The sequence below is a fragment of the Yoonia sp. 2307UL14-13 genome (genome assembly GCF_037572755.1).
GTDB lineage: Bacteria > Pseudomonadota > Alphaproteobacteria > Rhodobacterales > Rhodobacteraceae > Yoonia.
Window position 1 is genome coordinate 152,071 of sequence record NZ_JBBIFZ010000008.1, and the last position, 16,120, is coordinate 168,190.

Here is a 16,120-nt window from a genome sequence, read left to right on the forward strand (position 1 = left end):
TTATTCGCCCAGGATACGCGCTGCGGCGTCGTTCAGCGCATCAGCCGGTGCGGCCGCGCCTGTCGTGATGTTGGTCAGCGCCGGTGCCATGGCGGCCCAAAATGCGCCCATTTCCGGGTTCGATGGCATCGGCACGCCGTTGGCTGCAACGGCCAGCATGTCGGTGACCAGTGGATTATCCTGTGCAACAGCTGCTGAGGCATCGGCGAGCGCACCAAGACCATTCCCAGCATTCCAGATCGCCAGACCCTCATCCGTGGCGAGGTAGTTTTCGATCAGTTCGACGGCCAAATCCTGATTGGGAGAGGCTGCGTTGATCCCAAGGGCCTGCACGCCAAGGAATGGCGGCGACACTTCACCATTCACCGTCGGAATAGGCGCGACGCCGATATTGATCTCGGAATCCGCAAAGGCGGACCATGACCATGGCCCATTCAGCACCATCGCCACTTCACCGTTGTTCATCGCACCGTCCATGACGCCATAGTCAACGCCCTGTGGCATGACGCCGTCGTCAAAGAGCGACTTCAGCACCTCGGCCCCCGCAACCGCCCCGTCGGTGTTCACGCCCGTTGTAGACCCGTCGTAAGAGCCATCCACCTTCTGGAAAGCATAGCCGCCATTCGCCATCAGCATCGGCATGGTGAAATAGGTGTTGTTGTAGTCCCAAAGGATCTTCTGGCCTTCGATATCGAGGTCCTTGATTTCCTCGAAAGACGTAGGCGGCGTATCGATAATGTCCTTGTTGTAGATCAGCGTCACGGCCTCGACGGCGAGGGGGTAGCCCCATGTCTTACCGTCGAATTGTACGGCCTCCATGGCGGCAGGCAGAATATCCGCGGACCAACTTGCAGACGGTTGGACAGGGGCGATCAGGCCACCGCTGGCCCATTCGCCAAAGCGATCATGCGCCCAAAGAACGATATCGGGGCCGTCACCGGTCGCCGCCGCTTGCTGAAATTTCTGCGGCAGGTCGGGATCAACGATCTCGACGGACACTTCGACGCCCAGATCGTCGACAAACGGCTGCACGGCCTCCAGCAAAGCCTCACGATCTCGGTTGTCGCCGGTCCAGATCAGGATTTTCCCGTCTTCCAAGGCAAAAGCGGGCGTCGTGGCCATCAAAACGGCCATCACGGATAGGGTCTTTTTCATTTCTTTCTCCTCCCAAGGTTTTGTTCACGCAGACAGGGCAAGCTCCCCATCATGGGTCAGGTAGGCAAAGCCATTGCCCGGCAGTGTCAGTGTTGGTCCGTCAAGGTTAGCGTGGCGCGGGCCGGTCAGGGCCGCATCGCCGGAAACGGTAATCACCTGCGGTTCCTTGGACAGGTTGAACGCACAGGTTATCGCTTGCCCCTCGGACTTGCGGTGGAATGCAAGGAGAGGCTCAGGTAAGTCTATAAACGAGGTCGCCCCGGCCGTCAGCGCCGGTTGCGCCTTCCGAAAGGCAATCGCGCTTTTGTAGAAATGCAGCACGCTGTCATTGGCGGTCTCTTGCAGGTCGACCGCGCGGGCCGCTTGCGGCTCTTTCACCGGTAACCATGGCCGTCCGGTCGAGAAACCGGCATTCGGCTTGTCGCCTTCCCACACCATCGGGGTACGACAGCCGTCACGGCCCTTCACAGCGGGCCAATAGCGTATTGCGGGCGGGTCGGTCAGTTCTTCATAGGCCAGTTCAGTCTCGGTCTGGCCCAATTCCTCACCCTGATAGATGCCGATCGTGCCTTCGAATGACATCAGCATCGCGCAGGCAAGGCGGGCCATGTCGCCTTCGCTGACCGCATGCTCATCCCAACGGGTCACGTGGCGCGGGACGTCGTGGTTGCTGAAAGACCATTTCGGATGGCCATCTGGTGCGCCTTGCTGAAACCCTTCGATACAGCTGCGGAAATGATCCACGCTGAAATCCGGGCCGAGCATGGCAAAGCTGTAGGCCATATGCAGCCGCGACGTCCCGGCGGTGTACTCGCCCATGATCTGGATCGACTTGCGCCCCATCTCGCCCACTTCGCCGACCATCATGATATCGTCATATTGATCGGTCATGGCACGCAGGCGTTCGAGAAACCCAAGGTTCTCGGGACGGGTCTTGTTGTAGATGTTATCCTGCATGCCATACAGGTCCATCGCCATGACCTGCGGGCGGGTCTGGGCGGGTGGGTTCGAACGCAGTTGCGCATCGTGGTAGTAGTAATTCACGGTATCCAGCCGGAATCCGTCAAGACCCCGGTCGAGCCAGAATTTACAGGTCTCGAGGATCGCATCGACCACATCAGGGTTGTGGAAATTCAGGTCCGGTTGCGCGGCAAGGAAGTTGTGCAGGTAGTATTGGCCACGCTGCGGATCGAATTCCCAGGCAGGGCCGCCAAAATGGCTGTGCCAGTTGGTGGGCGGTGAGCCATCGGGCAGGGGGTCTGCCCAGACATACCAATCCGTCTTTGGATTTTCGCGGCTGACGCGCGACTCTTTGAACCACGGATGCTGGTCGGATGTGTGGGAAAGCACCTGATCGGTGATGACTTTCAGGCCCAATTCATGCGCGCGGGCGATCAGCGCGTCGAAATCTTCCAGCGTGCCGAACAGCGGGTCGATATCGATGTAATTCGACACGTCATAGCCCATGTCCTTTTGGGGCGACGTAAAGATCGGGGACAGCCAGATGCAGTCGGCACCAAGTGCGGCAATATGCGGCAAGCGACGTGTGATGCCCTTCAGATCACCCACGCCATCGCCGTCATCATCCTGAAACGAGCGTGGATAAATCTGATAGATTACCGCGTCGCGCCACCAGTCTCGCATCGGTGCCCTCCTTGATTCGCCATTACGGTAACAAATCGGATGAATTATTCAAATCGTTTTAAATTTGGCTTTCCGCTATGAATGCGCTGGTTTCCGCGCTATAAGCCGGAAAAACCGCAATCGCTTTGAGGAGGAAAGCGCGTGGCGACGCTCAAGCAAATCGGTGCCGAATTGGGGTTGTCGGCCGCCACCGTCAGCCGTGCGCTCAACGGCTTTCCCGAGGTGAACAAACAAACGGTCGAGCGCGTGCGCGAGGTGGCCGATCGCATTGGTTATCGCCCGAACCGAATTGCCCAACGACTTGTAACGGGTCGGTCGAACATGGTGGGTATGATCATTAAAATTCGCGCCGATATGAGCGCCGACCAGACCTTTTTCGAGATGTTGACGGGGTTGACGGCCGCCTTGGGCGCACGTGATGTCGATCTGGTGCTCGCGGTCGATCAGGACGATGACCCGTTGCAGCCATACCGCAAGCTGATCGAACGCGACATCCTTGACGGGTTCCTGCTGAACGCTCCGGTTCCTGATGATCCGCGCATCGCTTTCCTGCGCGAAAAGAATATTCCTTTCGTGATGCACGGTCAAAGCGCCCCTGATGTCGATTACGCCTGCTATGGCATAGACAATGCGGCAGTATCCGAGGATGCGGTGCGGCTGCTGTCTTCGCTCGGCCATAAACGGATCGCGCTCATCAACGGACAGGCGCGCTATACCTACGCCGCCGACCGGCTGCGTGGCTTCCGGCAGGCAGTCAAGGCAGAGGGGCTGACGACGCCCGATCCGTTCATCGCGCAAGATGCGGAGACGGAAAATGACGGCTATACCAAGGCGTTGGAGATGTTGGCGGGGCGCGATGGCGCACGCCCGACAGCCTTTGTCTGCGCCTCGACCCTGATCGCGGCAGGCGTCATGCGCGCGGCGAAAGATCGCGGACTCACGGTACCCGAAGACGTTTCCGTCATCGCCCATGACGACGCATTGCCGCAAATGAAAGCGGTCAGTTTCGAACCCGCGCTGACCGTCACCCGCGCACCGTTGCGCGACGCGTGCGCGCCGCTGGCGAACCTGCTGGTCGACCTCGTCGGCGGGGCGACACCACAACAAAAGATCGACCGGGCCGAGCTGATCGTGAGACAATCAACCGGCCCCGTCCCTGCACAGGAGAGCGAACCATGGCCCTAGACAGCGGCGTCCAACCCGCGCTCGAAACCCGCGGCCTTGCCAAATCTTACGGCGCGGTCGAGGTGCTGCGGGATATCAATATCGAAATGGGGCAGGGGGAGTTCCTTGTGCTGGTCGGCCCATCGGGCTGTGGGAAATCGACTCTGTTGAACTGCATCGCGGGTCTGGAAGGGATCACCGCTGGGTCGCTGATGATCGGCGGGCGCGAGGTCACGCAAGAGCCCCCCAAAGACCGCGACATCGCGATGGTGTTCCAAAGCTATGCGCTTTATCCGACCATGTCCGTGGCCGAAAACATCGGCTTTGGCATGAAAATCCGCAGGGTGCCAAAAGCGCAGATGGATGCGAAAATCATGGAGGTCGCGACGCTGTTGCAGATCGACCACCTGCTTGATCGGAACCCGTCGCAGCTTTCCGGTGGTCAGCGCCAACGGGTCGCCATGGGCCGTGCCTTGGTACGGGACCCGAAACTGTTCCTGTTCGATGAACCGCTATCGAACCTCGACGCCAAACTGCGTGTCGAAATGCGGGCCGAGATCAAGCGCCTGCACAAAACGACCGGCGCCAGTATCGTCTATGTCACCCATGACCAGATCGAGGCCATGACACTGGCCAGCCGGATCGTGGTTCTGAAAGGTGGGGATGTGCAACAGATCGGTACGCCGCAGGAAATTTATGACCGGCCCGCCAATACCTTCGTCGCTGACTTCATGGGCTCACCCCCGATGAATATCATCCCGGCGACTGTAGAGGCGCAAAAGCTGGTGATGGATGACGTGACCCTTCCCGCCCCGACGATCGGCCTGCCCGACAAGGTACAGGTTGGTATCAGACCAGAGCATCTGACGCTGGTGTCGGTCACGCCGGATTTACACGTCAAGCCGACGATGATCGAAAACACAGGGGCAGAGTGTTACCTTAACTTCCAACTCGGCGGTGTGACCGTCACCGCCCGTCTGCCCGGGCGAATGGACGAAGATCACACTGAAATGGTCGGGCTGGGCATTGCGCCGGGTGCGTTGAACTTTTTTGACGCCGGAACGGGTACACGGATTGATTTGTAAGGTCGCGTCATGGCGGTGACCTGGTTCGAAGAACTGACCGGCATTGCCGATGAAAGCCCCGAAGCTGTCTATCGCCACCTGTCGATGGACGGTACCCATCTGGTGTCTGATCTGACGGGCTGGCGGGCCGGGATCGGGCAACTGACCATACCGTCGCTGGCCGAATTACGCAGGGATCTGACGGCCCCGGATGCAGGGCCGCTACAGATCCAAGAGGTTGTGGCTGACGTTCAGCGATTGCACATGCGTCCCGACAATGAAGGTGCGGTATTTCAGGTCGCGTCGCAATTCAATCTGCTGGAAATGGTCGGGCCATCAATAACGCCAGAAATGGGTGTCGCCCGGTACGAACACGACCATACACAGGGTCCGGCCTGCGCGCTCGCCTGCCTCGCCGGGACGATCTATCGCAATTACTTCGTGCCACTGGACGGCGGGATCGGGCAGACGGCTGATCGGCAGATTGATTGTCTTGCCGATATCGGCGCGCTGCTTGGCGCCGATCTGTGGGAGATGCGCAACAGCTATGCATTGCCAACGAGCCAAAGCCTGAAAGAAATCAACGGGCGGATTTTCGGTCTGGACGTCGACCATATCCGCGCGGCCTTGCGCATCGGTGTTCACAGCGACACGCAGGTAACGACAAACGATGCCGGACGACTGGTTACACAGGTCTATTGCAGCGCCATGCCGGTATCCTATTCGGGTCTTGATGTCGGCCTTTGGGCACCCTTCGCGCAGTTGATTTTGGATGCCGCCTACGAGGCAACACTGTTGGCGGCAAGACGCAACGCGGCGCACACCGGTAATCGTCGGCTGTTCCTGACAATGCTGGGCGGTGGTGCATTCGGTAATCGGCAGGATTGGATCGCCACGGCGATGTTACGGGCCTTGCGCCTGCATGATCAAAGCGGGCTTGACGTTCATCTGGTCAGCTATGGTCAGTCAAGCGCGCTGGCGCGCCGGGTGATTGCCGAATGCAACCGATAGGCCGGGCAAGACCCAGCCTTGCACCGTGCGACCGACCCGCTGTTTCGGCATGATGATGAAGACGACGTTTGCAGTCATGATCGTCATCGCGAAAGCGCCGAGATGAAGCAGCGTCGCCCAACCCTCAACGGCCCGGCGGCACGCGGGTCCGCAATCAAAAGCATTCATCATGGCCCTCGCGAATGAGCCGATTTTCCCCTCAAGACGTGGCTTGGTGTGCTGAATCCCTTGACAGGCGCGGGTCTTTTCGCAGTCATCGACCCAGTGGATGACATGCCCAATCTGGAGGAGCACCACTTCACCACGCCATATTGCGTGATTTTTAACGAGTAACCGGCTCTTGGCCGGCAAGACAGTAGGATAACAATGACTGACGCAACCTATACCGATCCGAATGTGACACCGCCATTGGCGCAGGCCGCACCCTTGGGGCTGCAACATGTGTTGGCGATGTTCGCATCCAACGTGACGCCTTCGATCATCGTGGGCCAGGCGGCCGGGCTGGCCTTCGGCTCGCCCGACCTGATCTACCTGATCCAGATGGCGATGCTGTTCGCCGGGATCGCGACGATCTTTCAAACGGTGGGCCTCGGCCCGATCGGGGCACGTTTGCCGATCATGCAAGGGACCAGCTTTGCCTTTGTCGGCGTGTTGGCGGGGGTTGCCGCGACGCTGGGCCTGGGTGTGGCGCTGACCGCCTGCATCATCGGCGGCATCGTCCACTTCCTGCTCGGCGCGGTGATCAAGAACCTGCGCTGGCTGTTTCCGCCATTGGTGACGGGGTTGGTTATTTTGGCCATCGGGCTTTACCTGATCCCTGTCGCGATCAAATACGCCGCAGGTGGTGCCGCGCAGTTCCAGATGGAGGCCGAGAGCTTTGGCTCGCTCAAGCATTGGTCGGTGGCTTTGACCGTGATCATCGTATCGCTGGCGCTGAAATTCTTTACCAAGGGTCTCTTGTCCAATGCTGCGATCCTGATTGGTCTGCTGGCGGGCTACGCCTTGGCATTCGCGCTGGGCATGGTGAATTTTGGCCCCGTCGCCGGCGCGAGCTGGTTCGCCGAAATCAAGCCGCTGCCTTACGGGTTTGAATTCAATCTGGGTGCCGTGATCGCGGTCACGCTTGTCTCGATCGTCTCGGCCATTGAAACGGTCGGCGATGCCTCTGCCACTGCCAAGGCAGGCGCTGGGCGCGAGGCGACGGATGAAGAGATCTCGGGCGCGACTTACGCAGACGGTCTCGGCACGGCTGTCGCCGGTGTGTTCGGCGGTCTACCCAATACGTCTTTCAGCCAAAACGTGGGGATCGTCGGGATGACCGGGATCATGTCGCGGCATGTCGTGACCATCGCCGGTCTGATCATGATCGTCTGCGGGCTGGTGCCGAAGGTCGGCGCGGTGATCGCGTCCATGCCCCTGCCGGTGCTGGGCGGTGGCGTGATCGTGATGTTCGGCATGGTTGCTGCCGCTGGTCTGAACGTACTGGCCGAGGAAAAGATGACTCGCCGCACGATGATCATCATTGCGGTCTCGTTGGCGTTCGGGCTGGGGCTGAACCTGGTGCCGACGGCGGTGCAGTATCTGCCCGACACGCTGCGGGTGCTGGCGACATCGGCCGTGGCACCAACGGCGATCATGGCGATCGCGTTGAACCTGATCCTGCCGAAAGACATGGACTAGGATCGTTGCGCACGCAGGTCGCAATCATCGGAGGTGGCCCAGCGGGTATGCTGCTGGGCCAGCTTTTGCATGTGAGCGGCATCGAAAGCGTTGTTCTGGAACGGAAAAATCGCGACTATGTGCTGTCGCGGATCCGGGCTGGTGTGCTGGAACAGGGCCTCGTCGATCTGATGGATCAGGCCGGTTGCGGGGATCGGATGCGGCGTGAGGGGATCAAGCATGACAGCACCCTGATCGCCTATGGTGATCAGATGTTCGACGTGGATTTCGTGGCGCATTCAGGGCGGTCCGTGATGATTTATGGGCAGACCGAATTGACCCGCGATCTGTATGATGCGCGGGCGGCGGTGGGCGCGCCGTTGATCGAGGATGTGGAGGATGTGCAGGTCATCGATTCGGATGGTGACAGCCCATCTGTCAGTTACCGCAAAGATGGCGTAAACTACAGAATTCATTGCGATTTTATTGCTGGCTGTGATGGGTTTCATGGCGTCAGCCGTCAGAGTATCCCCGCCACCATCCGGCGCGAATACGAGAAGGTTTATCCGTTTGGCTGGCTGGGTATTCTGTCGGAAACACCGCCCGTGAATGAGGCGTTGATCTATGCGAATTCGGACCGTGGCTTTGCCTTGTGTTCGATGCGGAACCCGAAGCTGAGCCGATATTATATTCAATGTTGTCAAGAGGATAGAGTTGAGGATTGGGCCGATGAGGCGTTCTGGGCCGAGCTGAAACGACGCCTGCCTGCGGATGTCGCGGACGTGCTGGTCACGGGGCCGTCGATCGAGAAATCCATTGCGCCGCTGCGGTCGTTCGTCTGCGAACCGATGCGCTGGGGACGGCTGTTTTTGTGCGGGGATGCGGCGCACATCGTGCCGCCGACCGGGGCGAAGGGGCTGAATACGGCAGCGTCGGATGTGCGCTATCTATTTGATGCTATTGCGAAATTTTATGACGGAGATCAAGCTGGGATCGATGGGTACTCTGCCCGTGCGCTGGCCCGTGTTTGGAAGGTCGAACGGTTCAGCTGGTGGTTCAGCAGCCTGATGCATCGGTTTCCGGATCAGACGGAATTCGACCTGAAAATGCAGCGGGCAGAGTTGGATTTTCTGCGTGATAGCCCGGCAGCGCAGGCGGCGTTCGCACAGAATTATGTCGGGTTGCCGTACTAGGCCACAGCAATGGTTAACGGGTGTTTTGGGCGATCGGAAAAGCATCGGAATTCTATCGGAATTTCATCGGACCTTTGCGCGCGGTGCGGGGATGGTTAACGCAACGGTCGTTGGTTGGCGAAATCTGCTCCGCGGACGTCTTTTCACTCATCAAAAACATTTGATTTTTAAAATGTTTAGTGTCCGCTAAAGTGACGTCATACTGAAAAAAAGGAAATCACATGACACGTAATCTGGCATCTTGGGACCGCATCGGGCGGGTCGTTTTGGGCGCACTTCTGGTGCTGGGCGCGCTCAGCGGCGTGATCGGCGTTTGGGGCTGGGTCGGGGTGGTCCTGCTGGCGACCGCCGGGATGAATTTCTGCCCGCTCTACCGGATTTTCGGGTTCAAGACCTGCACCGATTGCTGATTGTGCGACGGAGCCCCTGGCGATAGTCGGGGGCTTTTACGTTAGCGGAGACGGGCGGTGTCTTGGGAACCGATAATCGCCCTGATGTCGGCAACACCCTCTTTCATCACAAAGTACATCGCGTGTGACCGGAATACACTCCGCCTATGGCCCTTTAGGATCTCATCGACACGCGGGAAGCGGAGCGGCTCGCGACCGATCATGTCAAGTTGACCGAGCAAATCGTAGAAATAGGCGTCGGCTTGCACCACACCCCATTGCCGAACACCGTATTGGTGAACACGAACAAGATCATCTTCAGCCCGTTGGCTGAGCTTATAGCTCGCCATTCCGCCGCAGTTCTGCTTTCGATTTCTCCAGAATCTCTTCAGGTGTGAGCGTTGAATATCCACTCTTTGCAGCCCGCTCCAGCTTTTCGCGGATGAACGCGATTTCCTCTGGTGTTTCGCGATAAGCCTCGGTCTCGCGCACGCGGCGGAGGGCGTCGTTGACGGCTTCGGTCTGGGACCGGAACTCGCCGCTTTCCACGCGGGCTTGCAGCCAGGCATAGTTGGGGTCGGTCAGGGTGATGGTCTGGCGGGGCATGGCGGTCTCCTTTGGTGCGAATATGCACCAGATGGGACCAACAAGTAAATGTATCGCAGATCAAAGAACAAGCTCTACGCTATCACCACAGCCGCTTTTTCGGTTGAATTGCTCCGACGTTTTTGTACCGATGCCACAACAACAGACAACCAAGACTTGTATTAGGCGATGGCATGGAAGCTCAGAACTTACTTGATCTGGCGGGTGATGACGATGTTGCAAGTTGTTGCTCGCATTGTAACGAAGGGCGAGCTAACGCCTTCAAGGCGGGGCTACCCACAAAACGTGTGCGTATACAGATCGCGCCGAGCGATACCCGAAGCAAACAGGATTGGGTGCGGTACCAAACCGACAAATGTGGCCCTTTGGAATACAACATTCTCGATCCAAGTTGGTACATGAGTGCCTTTCAGCATATCGGGTATGAGCTGGATCCGCGAAATGCTGTTTGGGCCGATGGTTTGGCGGCAACGCCGCCACCAGCGGCACCTTCTAGCTATAAATTCGGTTGCTGCCTATTGGAGGCGAAGTACTCTCAATCCGACCGAGGATTGGCACTTTATGTTGGTCGCAGAACCTTTGTTAACACGAGGAACCGCAAATGGTGGCTTCGCGCAGCCTATCAGCGATATCGCGACGGCAAGATACTGCAAAATTTTCTTGCGCGTCGATTTGGGCGTAGGCCAAGGCCGATAAGAACTTTCCAGCGATTTGCCGGTGATAAGTGGCTGAGTGCGCGGGCGCGTGCCGTTGCCCAGCTTGCCGCTTACTCAGTGTTTTGCAGAAGTCCAGAGACGCCATTTACGATCTTCGTCGTAATTGCAGGTGAGATGCCATTTGTTCGCAACTACTTTAGACCCATAACGCCGTATCCCGGCTTGGTCGCGCATGCACGGCTCAACGGCCCGAATTGGAGGACGTGATGCAGTTGTCGGTCATTTTCATGCCGCAGGGTGTCAGGCATCAATCGTCGAACCATTCCGAGTTGGATGGTTTCGCAGCGCGTCATAACCTTACACGATCATCGCAATATGTCGTGGCCGGTCACGGGATCAGTATCTTTGATCTAAGGTTTCGCGATGCCGATGATTATCATCCTTATCGTGCGGAATTCCGGGATGGTCAGATTGCGGTCGATTTCTTTTCAAAGGAAATGTCGTTTCATGATGGGATAGCCATTTTGCGCAGTGCCGACATTTACGATCCACGAAAAGATGTTTTCTTGGTCAGCGATCCGATCTTGTTCAATGATTTGTCGCAGGCCGGCTTTGCTGTTTTTCATTTCGATGAGAACCGTCCCGATCAATTGTTGTCGGTCCTAGCGGCGGTCGAGCCCTTCGATTTCGATGAAGAAGCAGAGATGTTCGCGGAACCTGATGTGACGACGATGGAGACCCGGCTTTTGCCTGCGGATCAGCATGTGCCGGACAGTGAACCGTTTCCTGTGGTTTTGGGCCGTGGTGCGTTGGTCGGGGCAGATAATGTCGCGAGTGCTTTGACCTTGATGGATCGCTTGACGGCGCTGATGGGTGGTGAGGCGTATTCCGTCACCAGATCGGATGATCACATTATCGGTGGCTTTTACGAGGCCGATGGACTCAGTATCGAATATTCGGTTGTGCCGTCGTCGGATTTTCCCATGTTAGGTCATGGCGGGCCGTTGGTCGAATTGCATCAGTATTTTGACGCTGTTGAAGACAGTGAAGGTGCGATGATTGAAGAGACCGTTGATGACGGTGTGCAGCGCCTCGCCCGGGCGTTTGGGCTATGTGTGGCGATCGAGGTGCCGTTTGATCAATCGGCGGGGTGGTTGAGTGGCTATAAGGTCGGCCCGGATGGCGTACTTGTGCCGTTGCGGTTTCCTTATGATGCGGAGGCTGACGTTGATGAATAGAGGCTCTTGCCACCTCACCCATCCCCCCCTATAAGCCGCCCATCCCAACCACCCCGGATTCGTCCGGGGTGTTGTGATGTTGTCGGGCGCGTGGATTTTACCCACCCTACGGCAGCTACGAACCGGGGACCTTCGGGGCCCTTCACCACATAGGTCCCACGCGGGGCCGCCAAGCAAACGGAAGAAGCTAACATGGCACTCAAGTCGTACAAACCGACGACGCCGGGCCAGCGTGGGCTGGTGCTGATCGACCGTTCGGAGCTTTGGAAAGGACGCCCCGTCAAGGCCCTCACCGAGGGTTTGACCAAATCGGGCGGTCGGAACAATACCGGACGGATCACCATGCGTCGCATTGGTGGGGGCGCAAAGCGTCTCTACCGGATCGTCGATTTCAAGCGCAACAAGATGGATATGTCCGCTGTTGTCGCCCGCATCGAATATGACCCGAACCGGACGGCCTTCATCGCACTGATCCAGTACGAAGATGGCACCCAGAATTACATCCTTGCCCCGCAGCGTCTGGCTGTTGGTGACAAGGTGATCGCGTCGGCCAAGGCCGACATCAAGCCCGGCAACGCAATGCCCTTCAGCGGCATGCCTATCGGGACGATCGTCCACAATATCGAGTTGAAGCCCGGCAAAGGTGGTCAGATCGCCCGTGCGGCAGGTACCTATGCCCAGTTCGTCGGTCGTGACGGTGGTTATGCCCAGGTCCGTCTGTCGTCGGGCGAATTGCGCCTGATCCGCCAGGAATGCATGGCGACGGTTGGTGCGGTGTCGAACCCTGACAATTCCAACCAGAACTTTGGTAAGGCTGGTCGCAACCGTCACAAGGGCATCCGCCCGTCCGTCCGCGGTGTCGCGATGAACCCGATCGACCACCCGCACGGTGGTGGTGAAGGCCGCACATCCGGTGGCCGGACGCCTGTGACACCTTGGGGTAAAGACACCAAGGGCAAGCGCACCCGTAACAAGAACAAAGCGTCGCAGCGGCTGATCGTCCGTTCGCGTCACGCGAAGAAGAAAGGCCGTTAAGATATGGCACGTTCCGTATGGAAAGGCCCGTTCGTCGACGCTTATGTCCTGAAAAAGGCCGAAGCTGTCCGCGAAAGCGGCCGCAACGAAGTGATCAAGATCTGGTCGCGTCGTTCCACCATTCTGCCTCAGTTCGTTGGGCTGACCTTCGGGGTCTACAACGGCAAGAAGCATATCCCTGTCAACGTCAGCGAAGACATGATCGGTCAGAAGTTCGGTGAATATTCACCGACCCGCACCTATTACGGTCATGCCGCGGACAAGAAAGCGAAGCGGAAATAAGTCATGGGCAAGGATAAAAACCCCCGCCGCGTGGCCGACAACGAAGCAATGGCAAAAACCCGTATGCTTCGGACGTCCCCGCAGAAACTCAACCTCGTGGCTGCGATGATCCGCGGCAAGAAGGTCGAACAGGCATTGACCGACCTGACCTTCAGCAAAAAGCGGATCGCGGCTGACGTGAAGAAATGCCTTCAGTCCGCCATCGCCAATGCCGAGAACAATCACAATCTGGACGTCGATGAACTGGTCGTTGCCGAAGCCTATTGCGGCAAGAACCTGATCATGAAACGCGGACGCCCCCGGGCCCGTGGCCGTTTCGGCAAGATCATCAAGCCGTTTTCAGAGCTGACCATCAAGGTGCGTCAAGTTGAGGAGCAATCATAATGGGTAACAAAGTCAATCCCATCGGCATGCGCCTCCAGGTCAACCGCACCTGGGATAGCCGCTGGTACGCCGATACCAAGGACTATGGCGATCTTTTGTTGGAAGACCTGAAAATCAAGGACTTCATCAAGGAAGAGTGCAAGCAATCCGGCGTCAGCCGCGTGATCATCGAACGTCCGCACAAAAAGTGCCGCGTCACGATCCACGCAGCCCGTCCCGGTGTGATCATCGGCAAGAAAGGTGCAGACATCGAAGGTCTGCGCAAGAAGCTGGCGAACCTGACGTCTTCGGAGCTGCACCTCAACATCGTCGAGGTGCGCAAGCCCGAACTTGACGCGGCCCTGGTTGCTGAAAGCATCGGTCAGCAGCTGGAACGCCGCGTATCCTTCCGCCGTGCGATGAAACGATCGGTTCAGAACGCGATGCGCATGGGCGCCCTGGGGATTCGGGTCAACCTTGCCGGTCGTCTGGGCGGCGCCGAGATCGCACGGACCGAATGGTACCGCGAAGGTCGTGTGCCCCTGCACACCCTGCGCGCCGATATCGACTATGCGCATTACGAGGCGATGACACCTTATGGGATCATCGGCATCAAGGTGTTCATCTACAAAGGTGACATCATGGAGCATGACCCGTCAGCGCATGACCGCAAACATGCTGAGCTGCAAGAGGGCGCTGTCCCTCGCGGCCCGCGTCGCTAAGGAGACCTGAACGATGCTTCAGCCAAAGCGTACAAAATTCCGCAAGATGCACAAAGGCCGGATCAAGGGGCTCGCCAAGGGCGGTTCTGATCTGAACTTTGGCACTTACGGTCTGAAAGCCACTGAGCCAGAGCGGGTCACCGCCCGCCAGATCGAAGCCGCCCGCCGGGCCATGACGCGCCACATGAAGCGTCAGGGCCGGGTCTGGATCCGGATCTTCCCTGACCTGCCCGTGACGTCGAAGCCTATCGAAGTCCGTATGGGTAAAGGTAAGGGTTCGGTCGACTTCTGGGCGTGCAAGGTCAAACCTGGCCGCGTCATGTTTGAAATCGACGGCGTGTCCGAGACCGTCGCGCGCGAGGCCCTGCGTCTTGCCGCGATGAAACTGCCGGTCAAGACGCGGACCGTGGTGCGGGAAGACTGGTAATTTCCGCACGGCGAAAATGAGGAAGTGCGACGTAGCGCATTTGCGCAACAAACGCGCAGGCCGCACCTGATTGAAAATAAATAGCCCCTGTCGCAAAAGCGGCGGGGGCTTTTTTGATATGTGGTGAAGGAATGCCACCGAATCGCCATTGCCGATCAATAGAAGTAATTGAACTGATCGTTCTTGCTAGGACACTAGAGGTTAAAAATTGTTAAACGACAGCGCTTCGGGTAACTAGTCAAACTTTAAGTTATTGATCTTACGAGGAAGGAAGCTTTTCCACGACAACCCCCAGGCAACTTTTGACACATAAAAGCACAATCGAGCGCAGGCCAAGTCTGTGGCCTGCGCCACGCTGATTAACTATTGAATTTGTGACTCGAGGTGAACTCGGAACGCGCCCAGTGTTTCTCCTGGATGGCCCGCAGCAAAGTGAAATGCGGAGAAACCGATAAGCAGGAGAACGAACGCGGCGACAATACCAAAGAAGCCTGTGATGATGAGGAAAACCTTAACTGGTAAACTAGTTCGTTTTTCAGTGAAGCTTACGGTTTCCAATTCAGCAGTGTTATCAACCGTTTCGTTGGCTATATCGCCTGTGTCTTTTTGCTTAGTCCGAAAGGCATCCGCAAAAGCTGAACTTAGAACACCGCAAACGGCCAAGGCGGCGAGCAAACATATCGTACCGATCACGAACGCAATGACCGCAAGCATGACAAGAGATAGCTCGGGGTAGTCGCGCGCTTCCAGAAAAAATTTGAATGCGAAAGCCACGCCTGCGCTCAATGCAGCAACACAGGCTAAGAGGTACTTCACTATTGGCTCGGGTTTCATTGTTGCCTGCGTAAAAAGTGATTGGAGGCGGAGGTTTAGCCTGTTGGCGGAGCCCATCCTATCTGCATGTTTGAAATTTCCGAAGGTAAGTCGGCGCGACGGTAAATTCGACTGTATTTTCGGGGCCAACCGAGCGCCTCAAGATCCAATTTTGCGAAGTACAGCATCGCTGCCCTTGGCTGCATCTCGGCGTTCCAAGCAAACAAACCCAACGGAAGATACTGCCGCAAAAAAGCGTCGATTCCATCTGGCAGAAAACGGATCATCTTCTTGTTATTGTGCGGGTTCTTGGCTGCAGTCCCTGAAATCATGCCGTTGCGCACGATATGTGCGACGGTCGGGTCGTTTGTCGCCAATATTCGTCTTAGTTCAGCTTTTGAATACCCAATCGCAGCTGTTGTTGACATGTATGCGTGAACATCCGCTTTGTTCAGGTGAAGATGGTACAGTGACGAAGCAGTTGAGCAGTGTCGCACTGTACCAAATGATCCGTCCAAGATCAGCTTACAAACGCGGTCTAGCTTATATCCTGTCCGTCGTCAGGGTTTTTCGGACTGAGGTGCCCCTAGTTTCCTAGACACCCGCCTGTTTTAGTTTGAGCTGTCTTTCTTCGAAGTCAACGGGCGACAGCATGCCGTTGTTTGTGTGCTTGCGTTTCGGATTGTAGAACATCTCGAT

19 protein-coding genes and 1 pseudogene are annotated in these 16,120 nt (G+C 57.4%); 13 read left to right on the forward strand and 7 right to left on the reverse strand.

From position 1 onward, the window contains the following. Both malE and V8J85_RS17425 read right to left on the reverse strand, forming a co-directional pair. The gene (malE, locus tag V8J85_RS17420; protein WP_339955044.1) at positions 1-1,155 is read right to left on the reverse strand and encodes a maltose/maltodextrin ABC transporter substrate-binding protein MalE; all 1,155 of its coding nucleotides are present in this window, start codon (positions 1,153-1,155) and stop codon (positions 1-3) included. Between the two features lie 24 nt (positions 1,156-1,179). Beyond that, complete coding sequence (locus V8J85_RS17425; protein WP_339955045.1) at positions 1,180-2,799, reverse strand: alpha-glucosidase; 1,620 nt, start codon at positions 2,797-2,799, stop codon at positions 1,180-1,182. Between the two features lie 141 nt (positions 2,800-2,940). Here V8J85_RS17425 and V8J85_RS17430 point away from each other — a divergent pair, with 141 nt between their 5' ends. From V8J85_RS17430 to V8J85_RS17440, 3 genes are read left to right on the forward strand one after another with little or no spacing between them, the layout of a single operon-like run. Continuing rightward, on the forward strand, positions 2,941-3,984 hold the full coding sequence (locus V8J85_RS17430) for a substrate-binding domain-containing protein (protein WP_339955046.1): 1,044 nt from the start codon (positions 2,941-2,943) through the stop codon (positions 3,982-3,984). Then, entirely contained in the window at positions 3,975-5,048 is a 1,074-nt protein-coding gene (locus V8J85_RS17435; RefSeq protein WP_339955047.1) for an ABC transporter ATP-binding protein, read from the forward strand. Before V8J85_RS17430 ends, V8J85_RS17435 begins: the two co-directional genes overlap by 10 nt. 9 nt (positions 5,049-5,057) lie before the next feature. Beyond that, on the forward strand, positions 5,058-6,038 hold the full coding sequence (locus V8J85_RS17440) for a hypothetical protein (protein ID WP_339955048.1): 981 nt from the start codon (positions 5,058-5,060) through the stop codon (positions 6,036-6,038). A gap of 33 nt (positions 6,039-6,071) precedes the next feature. Here V8J85_RS17440 and V8J85_RS17445 read toward each other — a convergent pair. Continuing rightward, positions 6,072-6,161: pseudogene (locus V8J85_RS17445) on the reverse strand (urate hydroxylase PuuD); the annotation flags it as partial. A 243-nt stretch (positions 6,162-6,404) separates the two neighbouring features. Between V8J85_RS17445 and V8J85_RS17455 the strand changes: the two are divergent. From V8J85_RS17455 to V8J85_RS17465, 3 genes are all read left to right on the forward strand, one after another. After that, positions 6,405-7,718 (forward strand): uracil-xanthine permease family protein, encoded by a 1,314-nt coding sequence (locus V8J85_RS17455; RefSeq protein WP_339955049.1) that lies wholly within the window; start codon positions 6,405-6,407, stop codon positions 7,716-7,718. A 5-nt stretch (positions 7,719-7,723) separates the two neighbouring features. Continuing rightward, positions 7,724-8,890 (forward strand): 4-hydroxybenzoate 3-monooxygenase, encoded by a 1,167-nt coding sequence (pobA, locus tag V8J85_RS17460; RefSeq protein WP_339955050.1) that lies wholly within the window; start codon positions 7,724-7,726, stop codon positions 8,888-8,890. Positions 8,891-9,111: 221 nt separating this feature from the next. Continuing rightward, positions 9,112-9,300, forward strand: a complete 189-nt coding sequence (locus tag V8J85_RS17465) for a YgaP family membrane protein (RefSeq protein ID WP_339955051.1) — start codon at positions 9,112-9,114, stop codon at positions 9,298-9,300. A gap of 41 nt (positions 9,301-9,341) precedes the next feature. Here the strand turns inward: V8J85_RS17465 and V8J85_RS17470 are convergent, their stop codons facing one another. Continuing rightward, positions 9,342-9,629 carry a type II toxin-antitoxin system RelE/ParE family toxin gene (locus tag V8J85_RS17470; protein ID WP_339955052.1) on the reverse strand — a complete coding sequence of 96 codons (288 nt, stop codon included), beginning with the start codon at positions 9,627-9,629 and terminating at the stop codon, positions 9,342-9,344. Continuing rightward, a complete protein-coding gene (locus V8J85_RS17475; protein WP_339955053.1) occupies positions 9,616-9,885 on the reverse strand; it encodes a ribbon-helix-helix domain-containing protein in 270 nt (89 codons plus the stop codon). The genes V8J85_RS17470 and V8J85_RS17475 overlap by 14 nt, the downstream gene beginning before the upstream one ends. A gap of 173 nt (positions 9,886-10,058) precedes the next feature. Between V8J85_RS17475 and V8J85_RS17480 the strand changes: the two genes are divergently transcribed. The 7 genes from V8J85_RS17480 to rplP all read left to right on the forward strand — a co-directional run bounded on the left by V8J85_RS17480 (position 10,059) and on the right by rplP (position 14,608). Then, the gene (locus tag V8J85_RS17480) at positions 10,059-10,808 is read left to right on the forward strand and encodes a hypothetical protein (protein WP_339955054.1); all 750 of its coding nucleotides are present in this window, start codon (positions 10,059-10,061) and stop codon (positions 10,806-10,808) included. Further along, a complete protein-coding gene (locus V8J85_RS17485) occupies positions 10,808-11,779 on the forward strand; it encodes a hypothetical protein (protein WP_339955055.1) in 972 nt (323 codons plus the stop codon). The genes V8J85_RS17480 and V8J85_RS17485 overlap by 1 nt, the downstream gene beginning before the upstream one ends. A 192-nt stretch (positions 11,780-11,971) precedes the next feature. After that, on the forward strand, positions 11,972-12,814 hold the full coding sequence (gene rplB / locus V8J85_RS17490) for a 50S ribosomal protein L2 (protein ID WP_339955056.1): 843 nt from the start codon (positions 11,972-11,974) through the stop codon (positions 12,812-12,814). A 3-nt stretch (positions 12,815-12,817) separates the two neighbouring features. Continuing rightward, positions 12,818-13,096, forward strand: a complete 279-nt coding sequence (rpsS, locus tag V8J85_RS17495; RefSeq protein WP_339955057.1) for a 30S ribosomal protein S19 — start codon at positions 12,818-12,820, stop codon at positions 13,094-13,096. A gap of 3 nt (positions 13,097-13,099) precedes the next feature. After that, positions 13,100-13,480: a 50S ribosomal protein L22 gene (gene rplV / locus V8J85_RS17500; protein ID WP_339955058.1), complete on the forward strand. Its 381-nt coding sequence runs from the start codon at positions 13,100-13,102 to the stop codon at positions 13,478-13,480. After that, the gene (gene rpsC, locus V8J85_RS17505; protein ID WP_339955059.1) at positions 13,480-14,181 is read left to right on the forward strand and encodes a 30S ribosomal protein S3; all 702 of its coding nucleotides are present in this window, start codon (positions 13,480-13,482) and stop codon (positions 14,179-14,181) included. Before rplV ends, rpsC begins: the two co-directional genes overlap by 1 nt. Before the next feature lie 13 nt (positions 14,182-14,194). Then, on the forward strand, positions 14,195-14,608 hold the full coding sequence (rplP, locus tag V8J85_RS17510) for a 50S ribosomal protein L16 (protein WP_339955060.1): 414 nt from the start codon (positions 14,195-14,197) through the stop codon (positions 14,606-14,608). Between the two features lie 363 nt (positions 14,609-14,971). On the opposite strand, the gene V8J85_RS17515 is transcribed toward rplP, so the two are convergent. Together V8J85_RS17515 and V8J85_RS17520 are read right to left on the reverse strand one after the other, a co-directional pair. Continuing rightward, positions 14,972-15,424 carry a hypothetical protein gene (locus V8J85_RS17515; protein WP_339955061.1) on the reverse strand — a complete coding sequence of 151 codons (453 nt, stop codon included), beginning with the start codon at positions 15,422-15,424 and terminating at the stop codon, positions 14,972-14,974. A gap of 53 nt (positions 15,425-15,477) precedes the next feature. Beyond that, positions 15,478-15,849 carry a hypothetical protein gene (locus V8J85_RS17520; RefSeq protein ID WP_339955062.1) on the reverse strand — a complete coding sequence of 124 codons (372 nt, stop codon included), beginning with the start codon at positions 15,847-15,849 and terminating at the stop codon, positions 15,478-15,480. Between the last annotated feature and the right edge of the window lie 271 nt (positions 15,850-16,120).